Annotated in this window: 22 protein-coding genes; 10 read left to right on the plus strand and 12 right to left on the minus strand. The window is 65.9% G+C overall.

The genetic code is table 11. The annotated features are described in order from the left end of the window. Window positions 1-150 precede the first annotated feature (150 nt). On the minus strand, window positions 151-1,005 hold the full coding sequence (locus CH281_RS19030) for a universal stress protein (protein WP_027496427.1): 855 nt from the start codon (window positions 1,003-1,005) through the stop codon (window positions 151-153). A 19-nt stretch (window positions 1,006-1,024) separates the two neighbouring features. Further along, a complete protein-coding gene (locus CH281_RS19035; protein ID WP_032383960.1) occupies window positions 1,025-2,527 on the minus strand; it encodes an APC family permease in 1,503 nt (500 codons plus the stop codon). A gap of 244 nt (window positions 2,528-2,771) precedes the next feature. Here CH281_RS19035 and CH281_RS19040 point away from each other — a divergent pair, with 244 nt between their 5' ends. Then, window positions 2,772-3,896: an adenosine deaminase gene (locus CH281_RS19040; RefSeq protein ID WP_052055112.1), complete on the plus strand. Its 1,125-nt coding sequence runs from the start codon at window positions 2,772-2,774 to the stop codon at window positions 3,894-3,896. 30 nt (window positions 3,897-3,926) lie between these two features. On the opposite strand, the gene CH281_RS19045 is transcribed toward CH281_RS19040, so the two are convergent. Genes CH281_RS19045 through CH281_RS19060 form a run of 5 tightly spaced genes read right to left on the minus strand, consistent with a single transcriptional unit; the run spans window position 3,927 to window position 7,387 of the window. After that, window positions 3,927-5,207: a hypothetical protein gene (locus tag CH281_RS19045; RefSeq protein ID WP_032366669.1), complete on the minus strand. Its 1,281-nt coding sequence runs from the start codon at window positions 5,205-5,207 to the stop codon at window positions 3,927-3,929. Between the two features lie 15 nt (window positions 5,208-5,222). Beyond that, window positions 5,223-5,549, minus strand: a complete 327-nt coding sequence (locus CH281_RS26965) for a YbaB/EbfC family nucleoid-associated protein (RefSeq protein ID WP_052055111.1) — start codon at window positions 5,547-5,549, stop codon at window positions 5,223-5,225. Then, entirely contained in the window at window positions 5,546-5,884 is a 339-nt protein-coding gene (locus CH281_RS19050; protein ID WP_032366668.1) for a hypothetical protein, read from the minus strand. Before CH281_RS19050 ends, CH281_RS26965 begins: the two co-directional genes overlap by 4 nt. Window positions 5,885-5,926: 42 nt before the next feature. Continuing rightward, the gene (locus CH281_RS19055; RefSeq protein WP_032366667.1) at window positions 5,927-7,048 is read right to left on the minus strand and encodes a C40 family peptidase; all 1,122 of its coding nucleotides are present in this window, start codon (window positions 7,046-7,048) and stop codon (window positions 5,927-5,929) included. A gap of 6 nt (window positions 7,049-7,054) precedes the next feature. Beyond that, window positions 7,055-7,387 carry a type VII secretion target gene (locus tag CH281_RS19060; RefSeq protein ID WP_080730081.1) on the minus strand — a complete coding sequence of 111 codons (333 nt, stop codon included), beginning with the start codon at window positions 7,385-7,387 and terminating at the stop codon, window positions 7,055-7,057. Window positions 7,388-7,563: 176 nt separating this feature from the next. Between CH281_RS19060 and upp the strand changes: the two genes are divergently transcribed. Then, window positions 7,564-8,187: a uracil phosphoribosyltransferase gene (gene upp, locus CH281_RS19065; protein WP_032383959.1), complete on the plus strand. Its 624-nt coding sequence runs from the start codon at window positions 7,564-7,566 to the stop codon at window positions 8,185-8,187. Window positions 8,188-8,219: 32 nt separating this feature from the next. Next, the gene (locus CH281_RS19070) at window positions 8,220-9,110 is read left to right on the plus strand and encodes a DUF2797 domain-containing protein (RefSeq protein ID WP_256983795.1); all 891 of its coding nucleotides are present in this window, start codon (window positions 8,220-8,222) and stop codon (window positions 9,108-9,110) included. A 1-nt stretch (window position 9,111) separates the two neighbouring features. On the opposite strand, the gene CH281_RS19075 is transcribed toward CH281_RS19070, so the two are convergent. Further along, window positions 9,112-10,713 carry a phospho-sugar mutase gene (locus CH281_RS19075; protein WP_094695374.1) on the minus strand — a complete coding sequence of 534 codons (1,602 nt, stop codon included), beginning with the start codon at window positions 10,711-10,713 and terminating at the stop codon, window positions 9,112-9,114. After that, window positions 10,710-11,537: a purine-nucleoside phosphorylase gene (locus tag CH281_RS19080; protein ID WP_048319886.1), complete on the minus strand. Its 828-nt coding sequence runs from the start codon at window positions 11,535-11,537 to the stop codon at window positions 10,710-10,712. Before CH281_RS19080 ends, CH281_RS19075 begins: the two co-directional genes overlap by 4 nt. Window positions 11,538-11,622: 85 nt before the next feature. Between CH281_RS19080 and CH281_RS19085 the strand changes: the two genes are divergently transcribed. From CH281_RS19085 to CH281_RS19100, 4 genes are all read left to right on the plus strand, one after another. Continuing rightward, entirely contained in the window at window positions 11,623-12,327 is a 705-nt protein-coding gene (locus tag CH281_RS19085; RefSeq protein ID WP_032366665.1) for an enoyl-CoA hydratase-related protein, read from the plus strand. A gap of 104 nt (window positions 12,328-12,431) precedes the next feature. Further along, window positions 12,432-13,607, plus strand: a complete 1,176-nt coding sequence (locus CH281_RS19090) for a M20 family metallopeptidase (RefSeq protein ID WP_048319884.1) — start codon at window positions 12,432-12,434, stop codon at window positions 13,605-13,607. 56 nt (window positions 13,608-13,663) lie between these two features. After that, window positions 13,664-14,827: a M20 family metallopeptidase gene (locus CH281_RS19095; protein WP_027496439.1), complete on the plus strand. Its 1,164-nt coding sequence runs from the start codon at window positions 13,664-13,666 to the stop codon at window positions 14,825-14,827. 13 nt (window positions 14,828-14,840) lie between these two features. Then, entirely contained in the window at window positions 14,841-15,305 is a 465-nt protein-coding gene (locus CH281_RS19100) for a TrmO family methyltransferase domain-containing protein (protein WP_032366664.1), read from the plus strand. A gap of 13 nt (window positions 15,306-15,318) precedes the next feature. Here the strand turns inward: CH281_RS19100 and CH281_RS19105 are convergent, their stop codons facing one another. Continuing rightward, window positions 15,319-15,783: a gamma-glutamylcyclotransferase gene (locus CH281_RS19105; RefSeq protein ID WP_094695375.1), complete on the minus strand. Its 465-nt coding sequence runs from the start codon at window positions 15,781-15,783 to the stop codon at window positions 15,319-15,321. A gap of 181 nt (window positions 15,784-15,964) precedes the next feature. On the opposite strand from CH281_RS19105, the gene CH281_RS19110 reads away from it, so the two are divergent. The 3 genes from CH281_RS19110 to CH281_RS19120 all read left to right on the plus strand — a co-directional run bounded on the left by CH281_RS19110 (window position 15,965) and on the right by CH281_RS19120 (window position 20,571). Continuing rightward, window positions 15,965-17,368 (plus strand): NAD(P)H-quinone dehydrogenase, encoded by a 1,404-nt coding sequence (locus tag CH281_RS19110; protein WP_027496441.1) that lies wholly within the window; start codon window positions 15,965-15,967, stop codon window positions 17,366-17,368. Between the two features lie 140 nt (window positions 17,369-17,508). Continuing rightward, window positions 17,509-18,741 (plus strand): aminotransferase-like domain-containing protein, encoded by a 1,233-nt coding sequence (locus CH281_RS19115; protein ID WP_094695376.1) that lies wholly within the window; start codon window positions 17,509-17,511, stop codon window positions 18,739-18,741. A gap of 99 nt (window positions 18,742-18,840) precedes the next feature. After that, window positions 18,841-20,571, plus strand: a complete 1,731-nt coding sequence (locus tag CH281_RS19120) for a glycerol-3-phosphate dehydrogenase/oxidase (RefSeq protein ID WP_027496443.1) — start codon at window positions 18,841-18,843, stop codon at window positions 20,569-20,571. Window positions 20,572-20,734: 163 nt separating this feature from the next. Here CH281_RS19120 and CH281_RS19125 read toward each other — a convergent pair whose 3' ends face one another. Further along, the gene (locus CH281_RS19125) at window positions 20,735-21,508 is read right to left on the minus strand and encodes a DNA-formamidopyrimidine glycosylase family protein (RefSeq protein WP_027496444.1); all 774 of its coding nucleotides are present in this window, start codon (window positions 21,506-21,508) and stop codon (window positions 20,735-20,737) included. Window positions 21,509-21,559: 51 nt separating this feature from the next. Further along, window positions 21,560-26,101, minus strand: a complete 4,542-nt coding sequence (locus tag CH281_RS19130) for an ATP-dependent helicase (protein ID WP_094695377.1) — start codon at window positions 26,099-26,101, stop codon at window positions 21,560-21,562. Between the last annotated feature and the right edge of the window lie 81 nt (window positions 26,102-26,182).

A 26,182-nucleotide genomic window follows, 5' to 3' on the forward strand; every position in this document is an offset into this window, starting at 1 on the left:
AACAGGAAGCGGTGGCACACACGACGGTGCGTGCCACCGCTTCACCATGCCGTCGTTGACAGGCCGACCTCCATATGAGAGCGGCTGCGCCGCACGTGCGTGGAAACTCGGGCTCTGCTACGCATTTCCACTCACATGCGGCGAAGCCGCTCACTCGTGCGGAACGACGACCACCGGCACCGGGGCAGCACGCAGAATCTTGGCGGCACTCGAGCCCAGGAACACCCGCTTGGGGGTCGCCAGCCGACTCGAGCCGAGCAACAACACATCGCCCGGCTTCCACTCGAGGTTGCCCACGGCCTCGTCCAGTGTCGACCCGTCGGCCACCACGGATTCCAGGCCCTCGATGCCGGGGAGAGTGCGGGCCGCGAGTTCCAGATTCTCCTGTGCGGCAGCGACTTGCCGTCGACGCGTGTCCAGTGAAGTCTCGTCGCTCGGGGTTCCGGTCGATTCCAGAGAGACCAGCGAGACCAATCGAAGAGGCACGTGCGCAGCGCTGGCGAGAGTGAAAGCGAACGGCAACGGGTTCGGGGCGGATGACCGGGTGGGGACGGCGACGGTGAGATCGGTGATCGGTGCGCTGGAGAGCCGGTAGCCCCGAGGGGCAAGTGCCAACGGAACTTCCGAGGCGTGCAGAAGCTGACCGGCGACCGAGCCGATCGAATGTCGGTTCAGCAGGCCGTCACTGGCACCGCCGACAACGATCATGTCGGCATCGGAGTTCACGGCGAAGTCGATCAGGGCGCGGGCGAACGACTCGTGGCCGATCACGTGCGTGGTCACCTCGATACCCGACGGGACCTGGGCGGCCGCGTCGTCCACCCAGCCCTTTGCCTTGGCCTCGAGGATCTTTCGATACGGTCCACTGCCTTCCATGACAGGTTCGTCGACGGCCATGACCAGCACGATGTCGATGGACGCGTCGAGGGCGCGGGCGAGGGCGGTGGCCAGGGCTACGCCGTCGTCGCCGCTGGGGGTGGCGAGGTAGCCGACGGTGATCTTCATGAGTTTCGGTCCTTCTCTTCTAGTAAGTGTCCGGAACCTTGACTTCGGTGGACGCGGTGAGTGTCTTGCCCTGGAAGAAATCCTTGTTACCCACGAAGCAGAGCAGCATCAGTGGGATTCCGAGTACCAGCATTCCGACACCGAGGACGAACACTCCGCCGATCGGACCGTAGACGGTGTAACCGTAGTCGGGCTTGATCATGTCGACTGCGCTCTGCACGAACGCCCACGTCATGGACAGCCCGCCGAGAAGTGGAAAGATGCCGCGCATGAACAGGTTTCGGGCGGACGAGAACAGTGTCCGACGGAAGTACCACGTGCACGCGTATGCGGTGATGCCGTAGTAGAACGCGACCGCGAGCCCGAGCGATGCCACAGAATCCTGCAGCGCGTTGGCGCTGACGAAGGTGAGCACAAGGTAGAACATCAGGGCTGCGGCACCCATCACGAGCGTGCCGAAGCCGGGCGTCATGTACTTGGGGTGCACGCTGGCGAACCGCTTGGGGATTGCCTCGTACACGGCCATCGACAGTGTTCCGCGGGCCGTGGGCAGGATGGTCGTCTGTGTAGAGGACAGCGCCGAGATGGACACCGTCAACAGCAGCAGCGACGCGACGATCGAGCCGGCGACCGGATCGCCGAGAATGGTGAGCACATCGTCGACGTTGTCCGGGTTGTTCAGACCGATACCCGTCTCTCCGAACCCCGCGAACGACTGCACGGCGTATCCGACGAGCACGTAGGTCGCGACGAGAATCAGCGTCGTGATCACTGCGGCCCGTCCCGGCGTCTTCTCCGAGTCCTTCGTTTCCTCGCCGACGGCAAGGCAGGCATCCCATCCCCAGTAGATGAAGATGCACAGGATGATGGCCTGGGCCGCGTCGGACATCGTCACCCCGGTGGGCACCAACCAGCTCCATTGCGGCGTGATGGCCTGCGGACCGGCCGTACCTGTCCCCACCTTGACCAGTGCCGTCACCGACACTCCGATGAGTACGCCGAACTGGACGACCAGCAACACGTTCTGCATGCGTTCGCTGATGAGGATGCCGCGAAAACTGACGTAGGTCATCGCGACGATGAAGAACGAACCGAGGGCGACCTTGGCCGCGGTGGACTCCGCCAAGTCCGACAGGCCGAGGAACTCGAACAGGTAGATGGCTGCGATCTCGGCGACGTTGGCCAGCACGATGATCGCCGAGACGGCCAGCCCCCACCCGGCCATCCAACCGACCCAGGGCCCGAAGGCCTTGGTGCCCCAGGTGAACGACGTCCCGCAATCAGGTGTGTCGCGCCCGAGCTCGCGGTAGGCGAAGGCGGTGAGCAGCATCGGAACGAAGGCGATGAGAAACATCGACGGTGCTTTGTCGCCGACGGCCAGAACGACGTAGCCGAGGGTGGCGGCGAGACTGTAGGCCGGGGCCACCGCCGACAGTCCGATGACGATGTTGCCGACCAACCCGAGCGCGCCGGTGTTGAGTCCCTTGCCCGGAATGGTGTTGGGCGGTTCCGCAATCGACATAGGTCTCTCCGAGGTTCGAGTCGACCGAGGCGTCGGAAGGGGACCCGACAGAATCGGTCGCGTGTGATGGATGAACACTACGATTTCCGTCGCCGATTCGCTGTGTATCGACGGAATAGTTTTCATCGGAGTAACAATGCAACGAAATAGGTCGCGGAAGCGGCGGACGTCGGGGGAATCCGCGGACTCGCCGAGTGGCGATGACAGGCGCGCGTCTCCGCACGACGCGCGCTACCGTCGACACATGAGCACCGCGGAGAACACTCAGTCCTCGATCGGTGGCAGTGCGCCACTCGATCTCGCGTCCATCAGGTCGGCTCCGAAGGCGTTGCTCCACGATCATCTCGACGGCGGACTCCGACCGCAGACCGTGCTCGAACTGGCCGACGAATGCGGATACGACGGGTTACCCGCGACCGACGGTGCCGCTCTGGGGGAGTGGTTCCGCGACGCAGCGGACAGCGGATCGCTCGAGCGCTACCTCGAGACCTTCGCGCACACCGTGGCCGTCATGCAAACCCCCGAGGGGTTGTTCAGGGTGGCGCGCGAGTGCGCCGAGGATCTGGCCGACGACGGCGTCGTGTACGCCGAGGTGCGCTTCGCGCCGGAACAGCACCTCGAACGCGGGCTGACCCTCGATGAGGTCGTCACCCACACCCTCGCCGGTTTCGAGGCGGGCATTTCCGCAGCCAAGGTTCGGGGCAAGAACATCACCATAGGCACCCTGCTGACGGCCATGCGGCACGCCGCACGTTCACGAGAGATAGCGGAACTGACGGTGCGTTTCCGTGACCGCGGGGTGGTGGGCTTCGACATCGCCGGGGCCGAGGCGGGCTTTCCTCCCAGCCGCCATCTCGACGCCTTCGAATACATGCGAGCCAGCAACGCGCACTTCACTATTCACGCGGGCGAGGCCTTCGGTCTGCCGTCCATCCAGGAAGCAGTGGCGTTCTGCGGGACCGACCGGCTCGGACACGGAGTGCGGATCACCGACGACATCACCACGAACTCCGACGGCACGCCGTCACTCGGTCTGTTGGCCGCGTACGTCCGCGACACCAGGATGCCTCTGGAGTTGTGCCCCAGTTCCAACGTGCAGACCGGTGCCGTCGAATCGTTGGCGACGCACCCCTTCGATCTGCTCGCACGACTGCGGTTTCGCGTCACCGTGAACACCGACAACCGATTGATGAGCGACACCTCGATGAGCCAAGAAATGGTCAAACTGGTGGATACGTTCGGCTACGGGTGGAGTGACCTCGAGCGATTCACCATCAATGCGATGAAGTCCGCATTCCTGCCGTTCGACGAGCGATTGGCGTTGATCGACGACGTCATCAAGCCCGGCTACGCGGTGCTGATCGGCTGACGAGCGAGCGCGCGGCCGGACGGGAACGCCCTACTTCTTGCGGAGACGGCTCTCGAACTCCCGCTCGAGGGCGCGCCAGGCCTCGGCCTCGACGTCGAACGGTGCGCTCGGGGCCAGCCGATCGGGACTGGGCTCGAGGGTGTACGAGACGTACCAGCCCAACGGTGTGGACGTGGCGAGGGCCTCGTCCACCGAGCTGTCGCCGGCGAAATCGGCTGCATCGGTGAACAATTCGACGGCAAGATCGAGCTGGTCGACGTCCACCGCGGTGGGCCCGTCGGCAAGGTCGTCGGCGAGTCCGGGCAGTACGTAGACGTTGTCGTCGGTGATCGTGATGTCCAGGGAGCCGTCGATCGCGGCGGTCTGAACATCGGAGTAGGTGCTGACCTGCGCCAGATCGTGATCGTGATCGTCGGCGAGATAGCGAGCCAGCGACCGCTCGGACCCGAACACGCTGATGGCGCCACCGCGGCCGAGGAAGACGGGCTTGTCGCCGAGGTAGCACCGCAGGGTGTACAGCGTGTCGTCGGACGTGATGATGCGAATGGGATCGATACCGACGGTGGTCCAGAACGTCTCCTCCGCCGCGGCAGCGGCGATGGGATCTCGGTCGACGTCGTCCTCGTCGCTCTCTGCGTCGTCGCCGGACTCTTCGTCCTCGGTGTCGTCGTCGATGTCGTCCGTTGCGTCGTCTGCATCGACGGCGTTCTCCGCAGCCGCGGTGATCTCCGCGTCGGCGACGGCAACGGCGGCGCTGTCGACGTCGGGGGAGGTCACGATGGAATCGACTGCGTCGAGGACTTCGTCCCAATGCTTCGCCACTGCTGCGCCGATGCGGTCCCACAGCTCGGCACCTTCACGGCCGAGAAAGTTCTCGACGCCACCGGCCACCGCTCCAACGAACGGATTGGTTCCGAAAAAGCTTGTGACGGGCCGTAGTTCGCAGACATCACCGATGGACGAGACAATGTCGAAGGTGGCCTGCAGTTCGGCGAGAACGTCGGCTTCGGGGTCTGCAGCCACCAACTCGGGGACTGCGACGAGGTCGAACCGATGCAGCTCGTCGGGCTCGAGTTCGTAGGCCGCGAGAGCGGACACCACCGGCCACGACGGGTGGTCGACGAGGTCGTTGTCGTCGTCGGATCGGACGAATGCGGCGAGCTCGGCAACCGTGGCGAATCCGTAGAGATCTTCCTCGTGTCCGAGGAATGCCTCCCATTCGTCGTCGCCTTCTCGCCACTCCGGTGCCCACAGAGTCGAGAAGTCACCGGCGGTCAGACCGAGTTCGATCGGGATGATGTCTCCAGCCATGGCGCGAAGCCTATCTCAGGAGTCTGTGAACGAAGCCTGCAGACTTTGCAGGATGGTCTCGCGCAGGTCCAACGCTGCGGACGCCGCCTCGGCAGCTGTGAGAACGATGGTCGACGCGAGTTCGCGGGCAGTCACCGATCCGAGATCCTCCGCGAGATCGAGACCGACCATGGCCCCGGTACCGTCCGCGACGACGGTCACGAGCCCGTTGGGTGAGGCCACTCGAATCCTGATGTGGTCGACGCGCTCCTGTGTCTCACGCAATCCGTCGAGCCGGTGTCGGGCTTTGTCGATCACGTTGTCGATCACGGTGTCGAGATCGGTGGGGTGAGAGTGGGTCATACCGGTCGCAACCAACTCGTGGGTGCCGGTTCTTCGGCCAGATCGTCGTTCGCGTCGGCGGCCACTCGGGCGTCGGTCGGCAGACCCAGGCGGTCCAGGATGTCGGCGGGAACCCCGTCCTCGGCCAACCGGATTCGGCGCTGTGCCCGAGCGGCTGTGGTCGCCCGCGTGCATCGATCCAGGATCGTCGACGCCAATGCTGTTCCCCCGAAACGTAGTTCACCTTCGTCGATAGCGATTGCGATCGGCACTCCATGCTCGGTGGCGCGAACGGATACCGAGCCGGATCGAGTTGCCGATACCGCGCTGACGACGGTGGTGTTCGCGTCCGTCATCGACTTCCTCTCATTCGGTCTGCCTCTCGTTCGGTCCGACCGTTATTGGGTCGGACGGTAGAAGCCCTTGAATGCCATGTCGCTGTTGGTCGTTCTGATCGGTCCTACCTGCACCGGGTCTCCCGCCTCGACGAGCTGGCCGTTGCCGATGACCATCGCTACGTGGCCGTCCCACACCGCGAGATCGCCGGGCTGTACGTCACCGGCCGCGACCGACGAGCCGATGTCCTGTTCCTGCGCCAGCCGGGGGATGTCGACGCCCTGCTGTGCGTACGCCCATTGGGTCAACCCACTGCAGTCCAGTCCGGTGCCCGGCGTCGTACCGCCCCAGGCGTAGGGGACGCCCTGCTGCGTCAGCGCGCTGCGAACGGCACCTGCGGCTTCGGCGTTGGGGGCGGTGACGGTGCTCCCGTCGGGCAATCGCACCTCTACTCCTCGGTCGGCGTCCCCGGCGCCGGGCGAATCCATCGCCGAATTGCCCAAGAAGTGCTGTGCTCCACCGGCTCCGGGGGAGTCCGGCGTGCCGCCGGTTTGTGAGAGCGACTGCGCGAACGTCTTCGCCAGCTTCTCCCCGGTCTCGATCACCTGAGCCGTTGCAGGTGAGGTCATCAGGTTCGAGGGCGAGCCCGGCACCGCTGCCGGGCCGGAGTCGATGGGTGCGGGGACCGCGGGTGGGGAGGCCAGCTCGCCGGCTGTCGCAGCGTGCACGGCCAGTTCGGCGCGCACACGCGCGACCACCGCCAGGGCACGCTCGAGGTGCTCGATCGCGGCCGAGATCAGCATCGTCTGCCCGATCGGGGTGGCAATGATCGGTCCTGCGGAGAGGGCGATGCCCACGAACGACTGCACTATTGCCTGTAGTTCGACGAAACCCTGCTCGGTATCCCGACATGCCCGATCGACGACGGCGGCGATATCGTCCGCGTGATCGGCAAGGGCCAGAGCACTCGCATGAGCGTTCTCGGCGTACCGAAGTGCGGCGTCCGCGGCCTCGCCGTTCCAGGTCGAACCAAGTTCGGTGATCGCGATGCGGCCGATTCCTTGGGCGGCCTCGATCGCAGCCGACGACAGTCGCAACACATCCGCGGGGCCTCCGGAGGGAACGGTACCGCCGCCGAAGGCACCGAGCAGCTCGACGATGGGGCGAGAGAGTAGATCGATCATCGCCGCTTACCGAGCGTCCGGTGCGCGACCGGCAGAACGGGCCGTGACGGCCGCCCCGGTTGCGTCGTCGGTGCGGGCGTACGACACCGCAGCATCGGTGGCCGCAGAACCGAGGCTCGCCACAGCTCCCGCCAGGCGAACGACCGCATCGGTATGCGCCAGATGGGTTCCGGTCACGGTGGCCAGAAATTCCTGCCCGATCAGGCCGAACACCGGTGCCAACACGGCGGGCCCGCAGGCAGCGGCGGCAGCGCCGGCCGCCGCGATCTGCTCGGCCATGGTCGACGCCGCTGCGCCGTAGGCGAGCACCCCCTCGGTCTCGACGACGAGTTCGTCCATGAGTCCCCCTGAAATCGCGTGCGTTCGCGCAGTCGCCGAATGCGACGCCCAACTGGTTCGACGCGAGTGCGGGCACATCGGTTCCCACGACTTGCCGTTCGCCGTGCGTCTCGGCGATCTCCTCCGGTGGGGCTCATCGTGTGGGCCTCATGGTGCTGGGCCTTATCCTGTGAGACATGGATACACACGTGGTCGACCACCCACTGGCCGCCGCCCTGCTCACCACCATGCGGGACGAGCGGAGCGACAACGCCACGTTCCGAACTGCGCTCCGCCAGCTCACCCACATGCTGGTGTACGAGGCCACCAGGGACGCCGACATCGACACGTTCGAGGTACGTACTCCCGTCGCAGTCACCCAGGGCACCCGGTTGGCTCATCCGCCGCTGCTCGTGCCCGTACTGCGTGCCGGTCTCGGCATGGTGGAGAAGGCGAGCGGTCTGATTCCACAGTCTCGCGTCGGGTTCGTCGGGATGGCCAGGGACGAGCAGACGCATCAGCCGGTGCCCTACATGGAGTCCTTGCCCGACGACCTGTCCCAGACTCCGGTCTATGTGCTCGACCCCATGCTGGCGACCGGTGGATCGATGGTGCACACGATCGAGCTGCTCGTCGGACGCGGCGCAACCGATGTCACTGCCATCTGCGTCGTGGCCGCCCCCGAAGGTGTCGCAGCGCTCGAAGCATCGGGACTCCCGGTGCGACTCGTTGCCGCGAGCATCGACGACGGACTCAACGAGAATGCCTTCATCGTCCCGGGCCTCGGCGACGCGGGCGACCGTCAGTTCGGACCCCGCTGATTCGCTCCGGTGCAACCCTGCTCGCGCTCGGGGTGTCCTGGCCCTCCGCCGGGCCCGACACCCCGCGGTTGCGCCTGCTCGACATCGACACCGAGCAGGTCGAGTTCCAGGAGCTGGTGGGTAACACACTGAGCTACCGCGCTCTCGGCGGTGCGGCAGACCGATACTGCACGGGCCGAACGGCATTCACTGCGGACGGGCCGCCGCGGTACGTTCCGTGCCCGGGCCGGGAGCCGGCCGTCGGATCGAGCCAGTGTGCACGGTGCGCGGACAAGGACGTGTTTCGTTTCGTTCATACCGTGCACCGCAGCGGATTCGTCTCCCGCGATCTGGAAAAGCATGTCATGGCACCGCATTGGCTCTACCTGGCGGCATTTGCCAACGGCACATTCAAGATCGGGACAGCCGCGCAGACTCGCAAATGGGGTCGGCTGGCCGAGCAGGGGGCTATCTGTGCGCAGTACGTCGCGTACGCGGACGACGGCAAGGCCGTGCGTGTCGCCGAGGACCTGGTGACCGAAAGGCTCGGACTACGGCAGGCCGTACGGTCGGCGACGAAGGCAGCATCGCTCTGCGTGCCACTCGATCTCGACCGGTTGGAGGCAGGCACTGCCGCGCGTGCGGAGCAGGTCCGTCAGCTGTTGAGCGACGCCGCGATCGGTGGATGTCGGCCGATCGCGGAGCGGTGGACTCCGCCTGCAGGGCGGGAAACATTGAGCGAGAACGATACTCGGGTTGCCTACCCCGCCGATGTCGCAACCGGCTCTCATGGACTGCAGATCAGGACATGCGTCGGGCAGGCAGTGATCGCCTCGGTCGACGAGCAGACCTACGTCGCGGATCTAGCGGCATTGAAGGGTCGGCGCATCGAACTCGGTGCCTTCTCGTCCGATCTGCCTGCGGTGCAGTCGGCACTGTTCTGAGTTACAGCTCTTTTGCGAACGCGGAGAGCTGGGCCAGGAGTTCGTCCGCCGTCGCTCTCGCCCTCGCCAGATCCTGCCGGTCCGAGACGGGCTCGACGACCTCGAGGTACGCCTTGAGCTTGGGTTCGGTCCCGGACGGTCGCACGATGACCCGGAGTCCGGATCCCGCGATTTCGACTGCGTCGGTGCGCAACTCGTCGTCCCGGTCGGCGTAGTCCATGACAGTCACCGTGCGTCCGGCCAGCTCGGTCGGCGGCGTGCTGCGCAGTCGGCGCATCATGTCCCCGATGTCGGTGAGATCCTGCACTCGGCGCGAGACCTGCGCACCGCTGTGGACTCCGAATTCGACGGCGAGGTCGTCGAGTACGTCGAGTAGCGTGCGTCCGTCCTGCTTCAGCGCTGCCGCGAGGTCCGCCAGTACGACGGCGGCAGAAATCCCGTCCTTGTCTCGCACCACATTCGGATCTACGCAGTGACCGATCGCTTCTTCGTAGGCGTACACGAGGCCGTCTCCGGCGCGCACGAGCCATTTGAAACCCGTCAGTGTGCGGGCATAGCGCGCGCCGCGGGCCGTTGCCAGTGCCGAGAGCAGCTGCGAGGACACGATGGTGTTGGCCACCAGTGAGCCGGGCGGTGCGTCACGCAACAGGTAGTCGGCCAGCAGAGCGCCGGTTTCGTCCCCGGTCAGCATCCGCCAACCGTGAGCGTCTCGGACTCCGACTGCGCAGCGATCGGCATCGGGGTCGAGTGCCACGGCGAGGTCGGCGTCGGTCTCGGCCGCCAGCGCGAGAACCGCGTCCGCAGCACCCGGCTCTTCCGGGTTGGGGAAGGTCACCGTCGGGAAGGACGGGTCGGGCTCGAACTGCTCCTCGACCACCCGGATGTCGCGGAACCCAGCGCCGCGCAGTGCCGCCACGGCGAGTTCTCCGCCGACGCCGTGCAGTGCGGTCAGGGCGATACGAACATCGCGTGATCTCGAACGGGGCAGTCTCACAACCGAATCGAGGTAGCGCGACGCGATGTCCGAGCCGCTGGGCTCGACGGCTGTGCGAGGCACGTCGACTGCATCGGCGCTGGCCTCGATGAGCGCCTCGATCTGGGCATCGCTCGGCGGAACCAACTGCGACCCGCCCCGCAGGTACACCTTGTACCCGTTGTCGGCGGCGGGGTTGTGCGATGCGGTGATCTGCACCCCCAGCTCGGCATCGAGCGCCCGTACGGCGAAGGCGACAACGGGCGTGGGGAGTGGTCGAGGCAGAAGGACCACCGAAAATCCCTGCGCGGCCAACGTTTCCGCCGCTGCGAAGGCGAACTGTTCCGAACCGGTGCGCGCGTCACGGCCCACCACGACGGTGGATCCGCCGAGGCCCTGCCCGAGCAGCCACGCTGCGATGCCGGCGGTTGCTCGCACGACCACGGCGACGTTCATGCCGTTCGGGCCGGCGCGCACCGGCCCTCGGAGGCCGGCGGTGCCGAAGGTCAACGGACCGCTGAATCGGTCCGCGAGTTCGGAATCGGAGAGGCCGTCGAGTTCGTCGCGGCTCGCCGGATCGGGATCTCCCGCGATCCAGCGTTGCACACGCTCGGTGAGATCCTCGATCACAGTCGGGTGACCAACTCGTGCAGCAGAGCGCCCATCCGAGCTGCCGAATCCTTGCCCGCAGCGAGCACTTCGGAGTGATCGAGGTGTTCTCCGGTCATACCGGCAGCGAGGTTGGTGACCAACGAAATTCCCAGCACGCGAGCACCCTTTGCACGGGCGGCGATCGTCTCGTGCACCGTCGACATGCCCACCAGATCTGCACCGAACGTGCGCAGCATCTTGATTTCGGCAGGCGTCTCGTAGTGAGGGCCCGGCAGTCCCGCGTAGACGCCGTCCTCGAGAGACGGATCGATCTCGGCCGCGAGAGCGCGGAGTTCGGGTGAGTAGGCACCTACGAGATCGACGAATTCGGCGCCGACGAGCGGCGAACGGGCGGTCAGGTTGAGGTGATCGGAAATCAGAACCGGTTGGCCGACGCTCATGCCTTCACGGATGCCGCCGGCGGCGTTGGTGAGGACGACGGTCGTCGCGCCTGCCGCGATCGCGGTGCGGACCGGGTGCACGACGCGTCGGAGGTCGTGGCCCTCGTAGGCGTGCGTACGGCCCTGAAGTAACAGAGTGTGGGTTCCGCCCACGTCCACCGAGGTGATCGTGCCGGAGTGGCCCGACGCGGACGGCGGTGCGAAGCCGGGGAGATCGGCCATGCGCACGGTCGCGGTGGGGGAGCCGAAGACATCTGCGGCCGCCTGCCAGCCGGAGCCGAGGACGATGGCGACGGTATGGGTGTCGATGCCGGTCGCTGCAGCGAGAGCATCGGCGGCGGTGCGCGCCGCCGCATCGGGATCGGTCACGGGATCGGTTGCTCGTGCGTCGGAAGTTGCCACGATGAACAACAGTATGAGATCGCTGCGATGGATGTGGAACCGAGACGGTGCGACCGGGAAGTTACCGCCGAGTAGTATCCGCTGCATGCCTTATCTCGAACGCGACGGTGATGTCCACATCTTGTTCCTCGGTGCCCAGGAGGGCGCGGGCAATCCAGAGAACAGGTTCCACCCCGACTGGATAGATGCTGTCCATGCACTGCTCGACGAGGTCGAGGCATCGACCGGTCCGGCCGCGCTGGTCACCACCTCGGCAGGCAAGTTCTACAGCAACGGACTCGATACCGATTGGCTGTTCGCGAACCTGGACCGGATCACCTGGTACCTCGACCGCGTGCACACGCTCTACACGCGGCTGCTGGCGTTCCCGATGCCCACGGTCGCAGCGGTGCAGGGCCATGCGTTCGGTGCCGGCGCGATGTTCGCAACATCGCAGGATTTCCGCATCCAGCGCGCAGACCGAGGCTTCTACTGCCTGCCGGAGGTCAACCTCAACATGCCGTTCACCGTCGGCATGTCTGCCCTGATCAACTCCAGGCTGCCCAAGCAGACCGCCGTCGAGGCGATGCTGACCGGCCGTCGTTACGGCGGGGCCGATGCGGTGGCCGCAGGAATCGTCGAGGCCACCGCGTCCGAGGAATCGGTGGTCTCCGACGCCGTTGCCAAGGCGGCGGCGCTGACCAGCACCCGGGGAGCGAACCTGGCCGGCATCAAGAGTCGGATGCACGTGGACCTGCTCGCTGCGCTGACGACGCCGACGGACGACAGCAACTTCAGCTTCGGCAACTAGCCCGTCCGGCACTGTTCGGGCTCGGAGTCGGCACAGCCGTTCCGACACGCCGCCGCGCTAGTGACACACTGTCTCTCGTGATCGACGAACCGAACAGTGCCGCCGTGGGCGAGGAGATCGGCCGCGCGCTCGCTCACGCAACCGACGAACTGGTTGCGCTGTCGCACTCGATTCACGCAGAACCGGAACTGGCGTTCGAGGAATATCGCAGCGTTGCGAAGGTCCTCGACACGCTTCGCGCCCACCATTTCGAGATCGAATCCGGGGTCGCCGGCATCGACACCGCATTCACCGCGTCGGTGGGTAGCGGCGAGCTCGTGATCGGAATCTGCGCGGAGTACGACGCGTTGCCCGAGATCGGTCATGCCTGCGGCCACAACATCATCGCCGCGTCTGCGGTGGGTGCCGCCCTGGCGCTCGCGCCGGTGGCCGATGCTCTCGGGATCACGGTCCGAGTGCTCGGCACCCCTGCCGAGGAAACCGGCGGCGGCAAGGTGCTGATGCTCGAGCGCGGCGTCTTCGACGACATCGGCGCCGCACTGATGGTGCATCCGGGCCCGTTCGACATCGTGGGCGCGACGTCGCTGGCATTGGCCGACGTTGCCGTCAAATTCACCGGCCGCGCTGCCCATGCGTCGGCCGCCCCCGAGTGGGGAATCAACGCGGGCGATGCCGTCACCGTCGCACAGGTGGCGCTCGGGCTCATTCGGCAGCACCTCTCGCCCGGCCAGCAACTGCACGGCATCGTCAGCGACGGCGGCGTCGCGCCGAACATCGTGCCCGGACATGCCGAGCTGCTCTACTATCTTCGCGCGAACAGCACCGAGTCACTCGAGGCGCTGACGAAGAAGACGTTCGCCTGTTTCGAGGCGGGTGCCATTGCCACCGGATGCACACACGAAATCCGCACGGTGTCGCCGACGTACGCGGCCCTGACCCCGGATTCGTGGCTGGTGGCGGCATTTCGTCAGGAAATCGAATCATTGGGACGGTCGCCCTTGGCACCGGATTTGGAAGGATTTCGCCCGTTGGGCAGCACTGACATGGGAAACGTGACGAATGTTCTACCCGGAATCCACCCCGTCGTCGGCCTCGATGCCGGAGGGGCGGTGACGCATCAACCGGAGTTCGCCGCAGCGTGTGTCACCGAGTCCGCCGATCGTGCACTGCTCGACGGTGCTCTCGCCCTCGCCGGAACGGCCGCTCGCGCCGCAGCCGATCCACAGACCCGGGCGCGTCTGCTCGACGGTGTGAACGCTCGATCGGCGGTGCAGCGATGAGCGCAGGCGAAGAGGCAGAAGTTCGGATGAGCGCAGGCGAAGAGGCAGAAGTTCGGATGAGTTCACGTGAAGCCGCGATCGATCGGTGGATTCAGGCTCACACAGAAGATCTGTCCCTGTGGCGTCGGCACATTCACGCCCATCCGGAACTGGCCCGTCGTGAATTCGCTACGACGGCGTTCGTCATGGAGCAGCTCTCGGCGGCAGGCCTGTCACCCAAACCTCTGCCCGGCGGGACGGGCTTGATCTGCGATATCGGTCCCGACGGCCCGCGCGTCGCGCTGCGCGCGGACATGGACGCGTTGCCGCTGCAGGAGATCACCGGTGCGCCGTACACGTCGACGGTTCCCGGCGTGTCCCACGCGTGCGGGCACGATGCGCACACCACGGTGCTGCTGGCGACCGGACTCGCGCTGGCGTCGCTGCCGGACCTGCAGTACGGGGTTCGGCTGATTTTCCAGCCTGCCGAGGAGGTCATGCCGGGCGGTGCACTCGACGCCGTTGCCGCGGGTGCGCTCGACGGGGTGTCGAAGATTTTCGCGTTGCACTGCGATCCGCGGCTCGAGGTGGGGCAGGTGGGAGTGCGTGTCGGGGCCATCACCTCCGCCGCCGACACCGTCGAATTGCGTCTGGACTCGCCGGGCGGGCACACGTCGAGGCCGCATCTGACGACCGATCTGGTCTACGCGTTGGGGACCGTCATCACCGGGCTGCCGGGCATGTTGAGCAGACGAATCGATCCGCGAACCAGCACGGTCATGGTCTGGGGCGCGGTCGTGGCGGGGCAGGCCCCCAACGCCATTCCGCAGACCGGCATGCTCACCGGAACAGTACGGACCGGCGACCACGAAACGTGGGCACTGCTCGAGCCGCTCGTTTCCGAGATCGTCACCGGTCTGCTGGCACCGACCGGGGTGCGCTTCGAGCTGCACTACCGTCGCGGCGTACCGCCTGTGGTGAACGACCCGGCGTCCACGGCCACCTTCGAGAAGGCCATCGGCCGAGTCGGTCCGACAGCATTGGCCGACACGGCGCAGTCCGGTGGCGGCGAGGACTTCTCGTGGTACCTGGAGAACGTGCCGGGAGCGATGGCCCGACTGGGCGTGTGGTCGGGGACCGGTCCGCAACTCGACATCCATCAGCCGACATTCGACCTCGACGAGCGAGCCTTGGCCGTGGGTGTGAAGGTGATGACCGGAATCGCATTGGACCCGAACTAGCGGAGGGGTAACCGTGGATTTCGCGGTCTCACCGATCGGGGTCGTTCGCTCCGATCGCGCAGAGGTGGTGGACGACAACTGGGGTGCAGTCGTGTCCGTGATCGAACTGGACGAGACCGTGCTGGACGCCGATGCGACTCTCGGGCTCGAGGAGTTCTCTCACCTCGAGGTCGTCTATCGGTTCCACCTGTGCGATCCGGACTCGACGACACTCGGCTCGCGCCACCCCCGCGGTGATACGACGCTCCGTCGGGTTGGCGTCTTGGCGCAACGCGTCAAGGACCGGCCGAATCACCTCGGAGTGTCGCGGTGCGAGATCGTCGAGGTCCAAGGTCTGCGCATCCGGGTCCGCGGTCTCGACGCGATCGACGGGTCACCGATATTCGACGTCAAGCCGTTCCTTCAGTCCATGGTTCCGACACGTGAAGACGTGACCGAGCCGGCCTGGGTGGCGTCGGTGATGAAGAACTACTTCTGATCTGTCCTTCTGGCTACGAGGTTGTACCGGGCCCTACGTTGCGGCTGTTCCTGGTGCGCAGGTCGCGCACGTATTCGGCTGGGGCACCGGCAATTTCGGCGGCCTCGGCCATGACTCCGAGGTAGCGTGCCGACGGTAGGCCACCCTCGTAGGCGTCGAGAACGTAGAGCCACGCCAGGACCGGCTCGCCTCCGGTCTCGATGCGCAGCCGGATCTTGCGGTGGATGCCGAGCTCCGAGCCCTCCCACCGATCCAGGCTCTCCTCGTCCTCGTCGGAGACGTCGTAGAGCACCACGAAGACCTGTGAGTCCGGCTCCTCGACGATCGTGGCGAGCGCGCCCTCCCAGCCGATGTCGCCACCGCCGAAGGTCAAGCGCCACCCGTGCAGCCACCCGGTTCCCGACAGCGGTGAGTGGGGGCAACGCTGCAACATCTGCTCCGGATGCATGTTCGATCCGTAGGCGGCATAAATTGGCACGTCGGCCAGCCTAAACCGTATCGCCGCCCGTTGACGCCCCGTGGTGGTGTTTCGGTGCGTCGTCGCAGGTACGCCGAGCGACGGGTGGAGTGAAGCTAGCCTTACCGACGCGCGGAACCGGACACTGCAATACCGTTGACGTGACACAGTACAAAGATTTCAGCACGCGAGAAGAGGATCAATGACCCGGATTGTGATCATCGGTGGTGGTCCGGCAGGGTACGAAGCAGCATTGGTGGCGGCGCAGCACGGCGGACAGGTGACGCTCGTCGATTCCGACGGCATCGGTGGCGCCTGCGTTCTGTGGGACTGCGTGCCGTCGAAGACGTTCATCGCCTCGACCGGCATTCGCACCGAGATGCGTCGCGCGAGCGACCTCGGAATCTCACTCGACCCATCACAGGCAGCGGTCGCGCTGCCCCAGATTCATTCGCGAGTGAAGAGCCTCGCGCAGGCGCAGTCCACCGACATCGCGCACCGGGTCACCTCGGTGGGCGTCGAAATACTGGCCGGTCGCGCCGAGATGATCGACACGCACGTCGGATTGGCCTCGCACCAGATCAAGGCGGTGTTGGCCGACGGCGAGGAGCGAATTCTCGACGCCGATGTCGTCCTCGTCGCCACCGGAGCGCGCCCCCGCGTCGTCAAGGGTGCCGAGCCGGACGGCGAACGCATTCTCAACTGGCGGCAGTTGTACGACCTCGAAGCACTGCCAGAACACCTTGTCGTCGTGGGATCCGGTGTGACCGGTGCCGAGTTCGTCTCGGCCTACACCGAGATGGGCGTCAAGGTCACCGCGGTATCGAGCCGCGATCGCGTCCTCCCGCACGAGGACGAGGACGCTGCCCTTGTGCTCGAAGACGCGTTCAACGAACGTGGCGTCACCCTCGTCAAGCATGCCCGCGCAGACTCGGTCGTCCGCACCGACGACGGTATCGTCGTCACGCTGTCCGACGGGCGCACCGTCGAGGGCAGCCACGCGCTGATGACCGTCGGTTCCGTTCCAAACACCTCCGGTCTCGGACTCGAAAAGGTGGGCATCGAACTCGACAAGGGTGGATACCTGCGTGTCGACCGCGTGTCTCGTACTGCGGTCGCGGGCATCTACGCGGCGGGTGACTGCACGGGTCTGCTGCCGTTGGCGTCGGTGGCCGCGATGCAGGGACGCATCGCGATGTACCACGCCCTGGGCCAGGCCGTCAGTCCCATCAAGCTCAAGACCGTGGCGTCGGCGGTGTTCACGCGGCCCGAGATCGCATCGGTCGGCGTCGCACAGTCCGCGATCGATGCAGGCGACGTACCGGCACGCACGGTGATGTTGCCGTTGACGACCAACCCGCGAGCGAAGATGAGTGGTCTCAAGCGTGGTTTCGTCAAGATTTTCTGTCGCCCCGCCACCGGTGTGGTCATCGGTGGCGTGGTGGTTGCTCCGAGCGCATCGGAGTTGATTCTTCCGATCGCGATGGCCGTGCAGAACAATCTGTCGGTGAACGACCTGGCCAACACGTTCTCGGTCTATCCGTCGCTGTCGGGTTCGGTCATCGAGGCCGCGCGTCAGTTGATGGCGCACGACGACCTGGACTGATTTCACAATGTGAGAAGTGCGTTTCATATTCCGGACGCACATGACATAGTCGAGAGAGCGGACACACCCGTCCGCTATCTCTTCGACTCTGCGGATCCGCGGGCCGTTCTTCCCGTCCCTGCTGCCCTGGAGTCTCTTTCGTGTCTTCGATTCATCCGCCTGCCGGCTTGGCCCGACGCACCGCAACACTCGACAGCTCGGCCATCCGCGACCTTCTGGCCCTGACCGCTCGCGACGAGATCATCAGCCTGGCCGGCGGTTTACCGGCCGCAGATCTCATACCGGTCGACCGCATCGCTGCCGCAGCGGACGCAGTGCTGCGACACTCCGACGCAGTGCAGTACTGCGAGACCTCCGGCCACCGAGCCCTGCGCCGCGTCATTGCAGCCAGGGAAACCCTCGCACGCGAAGGGGGTACCGTTCCGGTGGAATCCGTCGTCGTGACGCACGGATCGCAGCAGGCCCTGACACTGCTCGCGCAGGCGCTGATCGACCCGGGTGCCGTCGTGGTGGTCGACGAACCGGCGTATACCGGAGCGCTGCAGGTGTTTTCGATTGCCGAGGCACAGATCGAATCCATCCCCATCACCGATGGCGGGATGGATGTCGACGAGCTCGAAGCGCGGCTGCTCGCCGGCCTGCGGCCCGCGGTGGTCCATACGGTCGCCAACTTCCACAACCCCCGCGGCGTGACGATGACCGAGGCTCGCCGTCGCCGACTCGCGGCCCTGGCCGACCGGTACGGATTCTGGATCATCGAGGACGATCCGTACGGCGAGATCTGGTTCGACACAATCGAATCCGGACCGCCCCCGTTGCCGATCGCGTGTCACAGCGATCGGGTCGTCACGTTGTCGAGCGCGTCGAAGATCCTGGCACCGACTCTGCGCGTGGGATGGTTCGTTGCCCCGCCCCGAGTGTGCGCGGCGGTGGAACTGCTCAAACAGGGTGCCGATCTGTGCGGTTCCTCGCTGACACAGCTGATGGCAGCGGACATGCTGGGCGACACCGGGTGGCTGGCGGACCACCTGACCGATCTTCGGCGTGAGTACGGTTGTCGCGCAGACGCATTGACGAGCGTTCTGTCCGGGGAATTCGGTTCGGCGCTGGACGTCTCGCGACCCACAGGTGGAATGTTCGCATGGGCGACCTTTCGCGACGGGACCGATACCACCGAGCTGCTCGCTGCGGCGCTCGCGCACGGCGTCGCGTTCGTGCCGGGTAGCGCGTTCGTGCGCGCTGCAACGTCCACGTCGGCCGAGTACTTCCGCCACTCGCTGAGGTTGAGCTTCGCCGGCTCCACACCGGAGGTGCTGAACGAGGCAGTGCGGCGGCTGAGCGCGGCACATACGTCGATGACACGGCGAAGCTGAACCGCGACCAGCCTGCGCTGGTTCTGCGCTCGGCCGACCTGGGGCGGTAGCCTGACGTGGGAGATATCGTGAGGAATTTTCGAGGACAGGGAGCGCCCAGTGAGCAACCGATCGAACACGAAGTTCCTCGGACCCACCCAACGGGTGGAGGCGTGGGACCAGCTCGGACGCGAACAATTCGACGTCGTGGTCGTCGGCGGTGGCGTCGTGGGTTCGGGTGCCGCGCTCGACGCCGCAACACGAGGCCTGAAGGTAGCGCTCGTGGAGGCGCGTGACTACGCGTCGGGCACGTCCTCTCGCTCGTCCAAGATGTTCCACGGTGGCCTTCGCTACCTCGAACAACTCGAGTTCGGACTCGTCCGTGAGGCGCTGCACGAACGTGAACTCTCGCTCTCCACACTCGCGCCGCATCTGGTCAAACCGCTGAAATTCCTGTTCCCCCTCACCCATCGGGGGTGGGAGCGCCCGTACATCGCGGCGGGTATCTTTCTGTACGACCGGATGGGCGGTGCCAAATCGGTTCCGCAACAGAAGCATCTGACCCGTTCGGGTGCCCTGCGGATGTCGCCCGGCCTCAAACGGAAATCGCTGATCGGCGGAATTCGGTACTACGACACCGTCGTCGACGACGCGCGGCACACGATGACCGTCGCCAGAACGGCAGCCCACTACGGCGCGGTGGTGCGTACATCCACTCAGGTCGTGGGGTTCCTCCGTGAAGCCGACCGTGTTTCCGGTGTGCGAGTACGAGATTCGGAGACCGGGGCCACCACCGAGGTGCGTGCGCACGTGGTGATCAACGCCACGGGCGTGTGGACCGACGAAATACAGTCGCTGTCGAACATGCGTGGTCGCTTCCGAGTACGGGCCTCGAAGGGTGTGCACATCGTGGTGCCGCGCGATCGCATCGTCAGCGAAGCCGCGATCATTCTGCGCACCGAGAAGTCCGTGCTGTTCATCATTCCGTGGGGCGCGCACTGGATCATCGGGACCACCGATACCGACTGGAACCTCGATCTCGCGCACCCCGCCGCGACCAAAGCCGATATCGACTACATCCTCGGCGAAGTCAACGGGGTGCTCGTCACGCCGCTCACGCACGACGACATCGACGGCGTCTACGCGGGATTGCGGCCGCTACTGGCGGGTGAAAGCGACGAGACGTCCAAGCTGTCCCGTGAGCACGCGGTGGCGCGGGTGGCACCGGGACTCATTGCCATCGCAGGTGGCAAGTACACGACCTACCGGGTGATGGCCGAGGACGCAGTGGATCTCGCGGCCGAGGACATCCCGGCGCGGGTGGCGTCGTCGATCACCGAGAAGGTGCCGCTCGTCGGCGCGGACGGTTACTTCGCCCTGGTCAATCAGGCCCCGCACCTGGGTGAAGTACACGGGCTGCATCCGCACCGAGTGACTCATCTGCTGGACCGATACGGCTCGCTGATCGACGAGGTGCTGGCCATGGCGGACGGCAAACCCGAACTGCTGCAACCGTTGACCGACGCGCCCGCTTATCTGCAGGTCGAGGTGGTCTATGCCGCTGCGGCCGAGGGCGCACTGCACCTCGAGGACGTGCTGTCGCGGCGCACCCGGATTTCCATCGAGTACTCGCATCGTGGGATGAACTGCGCGGGTCAGGTCGCCGCACTCATCGCCCCGATCCTGGGGTGGGACGAGGCCACGGTCGACCGTGAGGTCGACACGTACCGGGCTCGGGTCGAGGCCGAGATCGCGTCGCAGCGTCAGCCGGACGACGAATCTGCCGACGCCCTGCGCGTCGTCGCCCCCGAAGCGCGTCAGGAAATTCTCGAACCCGTCCGGACCCTCTGAGTCACGGAACCCGAACCAGCGTCCGCGGTGCGCGAGCAGCCGTCGCGCCGGAGACAGCCATGACCAGCAGGGTGAGTATCGCAAGTGTCAACATACGATCCATGGTGATCGGCGAAGCTGTGAGCAGGCTTGGTCTCACCTGACGAAGCTCTGTGAAGGCCGGTCATCTCTGGCAGTGCGGGCAGTAGTAGATCTGCCGTTCTTCGAGTGGGTTGTCGCCGATCAGTCCGAACTCGATGGTGGTACCGCACCGCCTGCACGGCTTGTTCTCACGGCCGTACACCCAGAAATGACGGCCCGCGCGACGATCCCCGGTGGTGACGCGTTGATTGCGATTCTTGTTGGCGGTGATGGTGCGGAAGGACAGGTCGATCATCTTCTTCAGGTCTCCGGAGTCCTCGACCGGCGTGCGGGGATCGACTCCGCGAAGGAAGCAGATCTCGTTGCGGTAGACATTGCCGAGTCCGGCTATGTTGCGCTGATCGAGCAGGGCCAGGCCGATCGGTCGGCCGGGGTCCGACTCCAGATTGGTCAGGGCGACACCTGGGTCCCAGTCGGGTCCGAGTAGATCCGGTCCGAGATAGCCGACAGCGTCGTCCTCGTTCTCGAGGATCTCCAGCACGCCCAGCTCGAATCCGATGGCCTGCGCCTTCTCGGTGTTCAGAATGATCCGAGCTTGGAAGGCCGGACGACGCCAGCGAGCCCCCAGTGCATAGACGTGCCAGGTGCCTTCCATCTTCAGGTGCGAGTGGATCGAGTAGCCGCCCACTCTGATCAGCAGGTGTTTGCCCCTCGACGCGACGGACTCGACCGTTTCGCCGGTGAAGTCGACTGTGGCGTAACGGGGTACACGAATGTCGCAGGCAGTGAGCTGCTGGCCCTCGAGCGCTGCCCGCAGAGTGTTGGCGGCGCGCCAGACGGTATCGCCCTCGGGCATCTACGTCCTCTCTCGTTCTTCGGTTCTCTTCTTCGTCAGTGGTGCGGTGCCTCAGCGCCGCAGGCGTAGTCCGCGGGGAGTCGCCGAGAAACCGGCCGCGGTCAACGTCTTGGAGAAGTCCGTGCCGTGGATGTCGTGACCGTTGATCCGTTCGACCAGTAACTTGTCCACCCCGCCGCGCTTGACCGTGGTCGCCAATGCCGTTGCTGCAGAAGCGATGTCCTCGGTGTTGTCGCCGAAGGTCAGCACCGACTTTCCGCCACGTTCGACGAACATCGTCAACTCCCCACGAACGAGTACGACCAGCGCTCCCGCCTTGCGACCCGGCCGGTGCTTCGTCGTGTCGTCGGTGTCTTCGCCGCCGGCCTTCGGCCAGGGCAGTGCACCGCCGTACGGGTTCGCCGGATCGCAGGACGCGAGCACCACGGCAGTGGCGTTCTTCTTCGGTTCGTCGTAGCTGCGCAAACGGTCGACGACGTCGGAGGTGGAGAACTGAGCGCCGCCGAGCGAATCGACGAAGTATCCGCGTCGGCAGCGACCGGAATCCTCGAACCCCGTCAGCACCTTGTACATCGTGGCGAACCCGCCGGGGACACCTTCGTTCATGACCGAACCACGCGTCACCACGCCGTAGCGTTCGAGGAGTACGTCTGCGGTCGCGTGAGCGCGGACGGTGAGGTCCGGTTCGAGTTCGGGCAACCGCGACCACCGACCGCCGGCCGTCGGTGGGCCGGTGCGGGTGGGCAGGGACGGCCGCTCGAATTGACGGTAGGAACGCAGGCGCGGGGTTCGACGCGGTGATCGATGACTCGGGGCGGAGCGGGTGGCCGTCGAGTTCAACAGAGCCCGCAGTGGCGCGAACGTGTCGTTGCTGAGCCGTCCGGCCCACACCAGCTCCCAGAGCGCAGCCTGCAGAGCGGTGTCGTCGGTGCTGCCGACGGTGTCCGAGAGCTGCCGGAAGAAGTACGCACCGCCGCCCGCGACGGCGTCCTGAATTCGAATCTGCAACTCCGACAGGTCGGATTCGGCGGCAGGCACCAGGGTCAGTGGCGCGGTATCGGCCATATGCAGGCTCACCCAGCCGTCTTTGGACGAGATTGCACCGTGCCCCGCCCACAACACCTCGCCGGTCGAGGTCAACTCGTCGAGCATGGCGGGGCTGTAGTCGCTCACCCGGGAGGCGAGCACGAGAGATTCCCACGCCGACGCCGGAACGGGCACGCCCGCAAGCTGTTCGATGACCGTTGCGACACCGTCGATGCCGCTCAACCGGCGACTGTCCACGTGCTGCCACGCCGGCAGGAAGCGGCCGAGCGTGGCGGTGGACACGGGTTCGACTTCCTGCCGTGCCGCCGCCAAAGATCGCCGCCGCAATCGCCGAAGAACCTCGGCGTCGCACCATTCACTGCCCGTTGCACCGGGACGGAATTCGCCCTCGACGACGCGTTTGTCCACGGCCAGTCGGCGCAGGACGTCACGCACCACGGCGGTACCGACGCCGAACCGCGCGGCTGCGTCGTCGAGGGTGAACGGACCGTGGGTTCGGGCGTACCGGCTGATCAGGTCGACGAGTGGGTCGTCGACGGGCTCGATGAACGCGGCGGGAGTGCCGATCGGTAGCGGAACACCGAGTGCGTCGCGCAAGCGAGCCGCGTCCTCGATGGCCGTCCACCAGTTCTGGCCGGCGAACGAAACTTCCATTGCCCGCTTTGCATCGGCCAACTCGGCGAGCCACTGCGGATATTCGTCGCCGTTGGTGCGCTGTCCGACTTCCGCGGCGGTCAGCGGACCGAGCAGCCGCAGCAGATCCGCAACACCCTCGATGTCCTTGGCGTGTCTGTCCTCGGGCAGTCGCTGCAACTCGAGCTCGGTGGTGGTGATGACGCTGTCGTCCAGCAACTCTCGCAGCTCGACGCGTCCCAGCAACTCGGCCAGCAGCGCCGAATCGAGAGACAGTGCGGCGGCCCGCCGTTCGGCGAGCGGGCTGTCGCCCTCGTACATGAAAGCGCCGACGTAGTTGAACAGCAACGAATTCGCGAACGGTGACGGTGACGGCGTCTCGACGTCGACGATCCTGATCTGGCGTCGGCCGATGCGGGCCAGGATGTCCTCGAGGGCGGGGAGGTCGTAGACGTCTTGCAGGCATTCGCGCACGGTTTCGAGCAGGATCGGGAACGTGGGGTATTTGCGAGCCACGTCGAGCAGCTGTGCCGAACGCTGCCGTTGTTGCCACAGCGGTGCCCGCTTGCCGGGGTTGCGGCGGGGCAGAAGCAGTGCGCGAGCCGCACATTCGCGAAATCTCGACGCGAACAATGCCGATCCGCCGACCTGCTCGGTGACGATGTCGGCGATCTCGTCACGCTCGAACACGAACAGTTCCGCGCCGGGCGGCTGGTCGTCGGTATCGGGAAGCCGGACGATGATGCCGTCGTCGGATGCGGTGGGGGCGGCGTCGATGCCGTATCGCTCGATCAGCCTCGCGCCGACCGCGAGGGCCCACGGCGCGTGTACCTGCTGACCGTAGGTGGAGTGCAGCACCAATCGCCAGTCGCCGAGTTCGTCGCGAAATCGCTCGACGATCATCGTCTTGTCGGTGGGGAGCTGGCCGGTGGCCTCGAGTTGTTCGTCGAGCAAAGCGATCAGGTTGTTGACTGCGTTGGCGTCGAGACCGTCGGTGCTCAGCCGCTCGGCCAGGTTGCTGCGGTCGGTGGTGCTCCGCAGAAACTCGCCCAGGGCCCGGCCCAATTCGGCCGGTCGACCGAGGCCGTCGCCGTGCCAGAACGGCAGCCTGCCCGGTTGGCCGTATGCGGGACTGACCAACACCCGGTCGTGTGTGATCTCTTCGATGCGCCAGCTGGTGGCACCGAGTGCGAACACGTCGCCCACTCGCGATTCGTAGACCATCTCCTCGTCGAGTTCGCCTACCCGAGACTGCTTTTCGCCCACCATGTAGACGGTGAACAAACCGCGGTCGGGGATGGTGCCGCCGGACGTGACGGCCAGTCGCTGCGACCCGGGACGGCCGGTGAGAGTGTTGGCGTCGCGGTCCCACACGAGCCGTGGCCGTAGTTCGGCGAACTCGTCCGACGGGTAACGGCCCGAGAGCAGGTCGAGTGTCGACTCGTAGGCAGACCTGGGCAGGGTGGCGAAACTGCCGGTGCGACGGACGGATTCGAACCAGTCCTCGGCGTCGATGGGTTCGAGTGCGCACGCCGCGACGGTCTGCTGGGCGAGGACGTCGAGGGGATTGGCCGGGACGAAGAGGGCCTCGATCTTGCCCGACATCATGCGTTCGACGGTGACCGCGCAATGGATGAGATCGGTGCGGTGCTTGGGGAACAGCACGCCCTTGGAGATCTCGCCCACCTGGTGGCCGGCGCGACCGACGCGCTGCAGGCCACTGGCCACCGACGGCGGTGCCTCGACCTGGACCACCAGATCGACTGCGCCCATGTCGATTCCGAGCTCCAGGCTGCTGGTGGCCACAACGCAGCGCAGACGACCGGTCTTCAGATCGTCTTCGATCAGCGCGCGCTGATCCTTGCTGACGCTGCCGTGGTGGGCCCGTGCCAGCAGAGGATCGGCACCGTGGTTGACGTCGGATGCGGTGCCCACCTGAGATGGTGGTTTGTGCTCGGTATCGACTCCGCCGCCGATACGTTCGGCGTACACCTCGTTGAGCCGCGCGGTGAGTCGTTCCGCGAGCCGGCGCGAGTTGGCGAAGACGATGCACGATTTGTGCTCGAGGATGAGATCGACCATCTTCTCCTCGACGTGCGGCCAGATCGATCCCTGAGCCGGGGGAGCGGCGGAGGTGTCCGCATTCGGGTCGGTGACGCCGAGTTCGGTCATGTCCTCCACGGGCACCTGAACCGTCAGGTCGAAAGTCTTCGGTGCGGGTGGGGCGACGATCTCGATGGGGGCGGCACCGGCGAGGAATCGGCCCACTTCCTCGTGGGGGCGCACCGTCGCGGACAGGCCGATGCGTTGCGCGGGCTTGTCCAGCATCGCGTCGAGGCGCTCGAGGGACACCGCGAGGTGCGCGCCACGCTTCGTGCCTGCCACGGCGTGCACCTCGTCGACGATCACCGTATCGACCTCGGCCAGGATGTCCCGCGCCGCAGAGGTGAGCATGAGGAACAGAGACTCGGGAGTGGTGATCAGAATGTCCGGCGGAGTCTTGATCATGGTCCGGCGATCGGCAGCGCTGGTGTCGCCCGAGCGGACTCCGACGGAAATCTCCGGCGGGTTCAGACCGAGACGCTTGGCTGTCTGGGTGATGCCGACCAACGGAGCTCGCAGGTTGCGCTCGACGTCCACTGCCAGAGCCTTGAGCGGCGATATGTAGAGCACCTTGGTCTTGCGGGTGCTGTCCGCACCCAGCTGGGCCAGCTCGTCGAGGGCCCACAGGAACGCCGACAGCGTTTTGCCCGAGCCGGTCGGCGCGACCACCAGGGTGTGCGATCCGCTGGAAATGGACGACCACGCACCGAGCTGCGCCGACGTGGGAGCCGGAAATGCGCCGTTGAACCACTCGCGAGTCGGCCGCGACAGCTTCTCCATGATGTCGGTGCCGATACTGTGCGTGGCCATCCCACCATCATGCCCCGAGGCACCGACAGGTAACCCCGGAGCGCGAAGCTCGTGCGCTGCGGTGTCGTTTCGCCCGATTCG

It is taken from the genome of Rhodococcus sp. 06-221-2 (assembly GCF_002258365.1).
Classification (GTDB): Bacteria; Actinomycetota; Actinomycetes; order Mycobacteriales; family Mycobacteriaceae; genus Rhodococcoides; species Rhodococcoides fascians.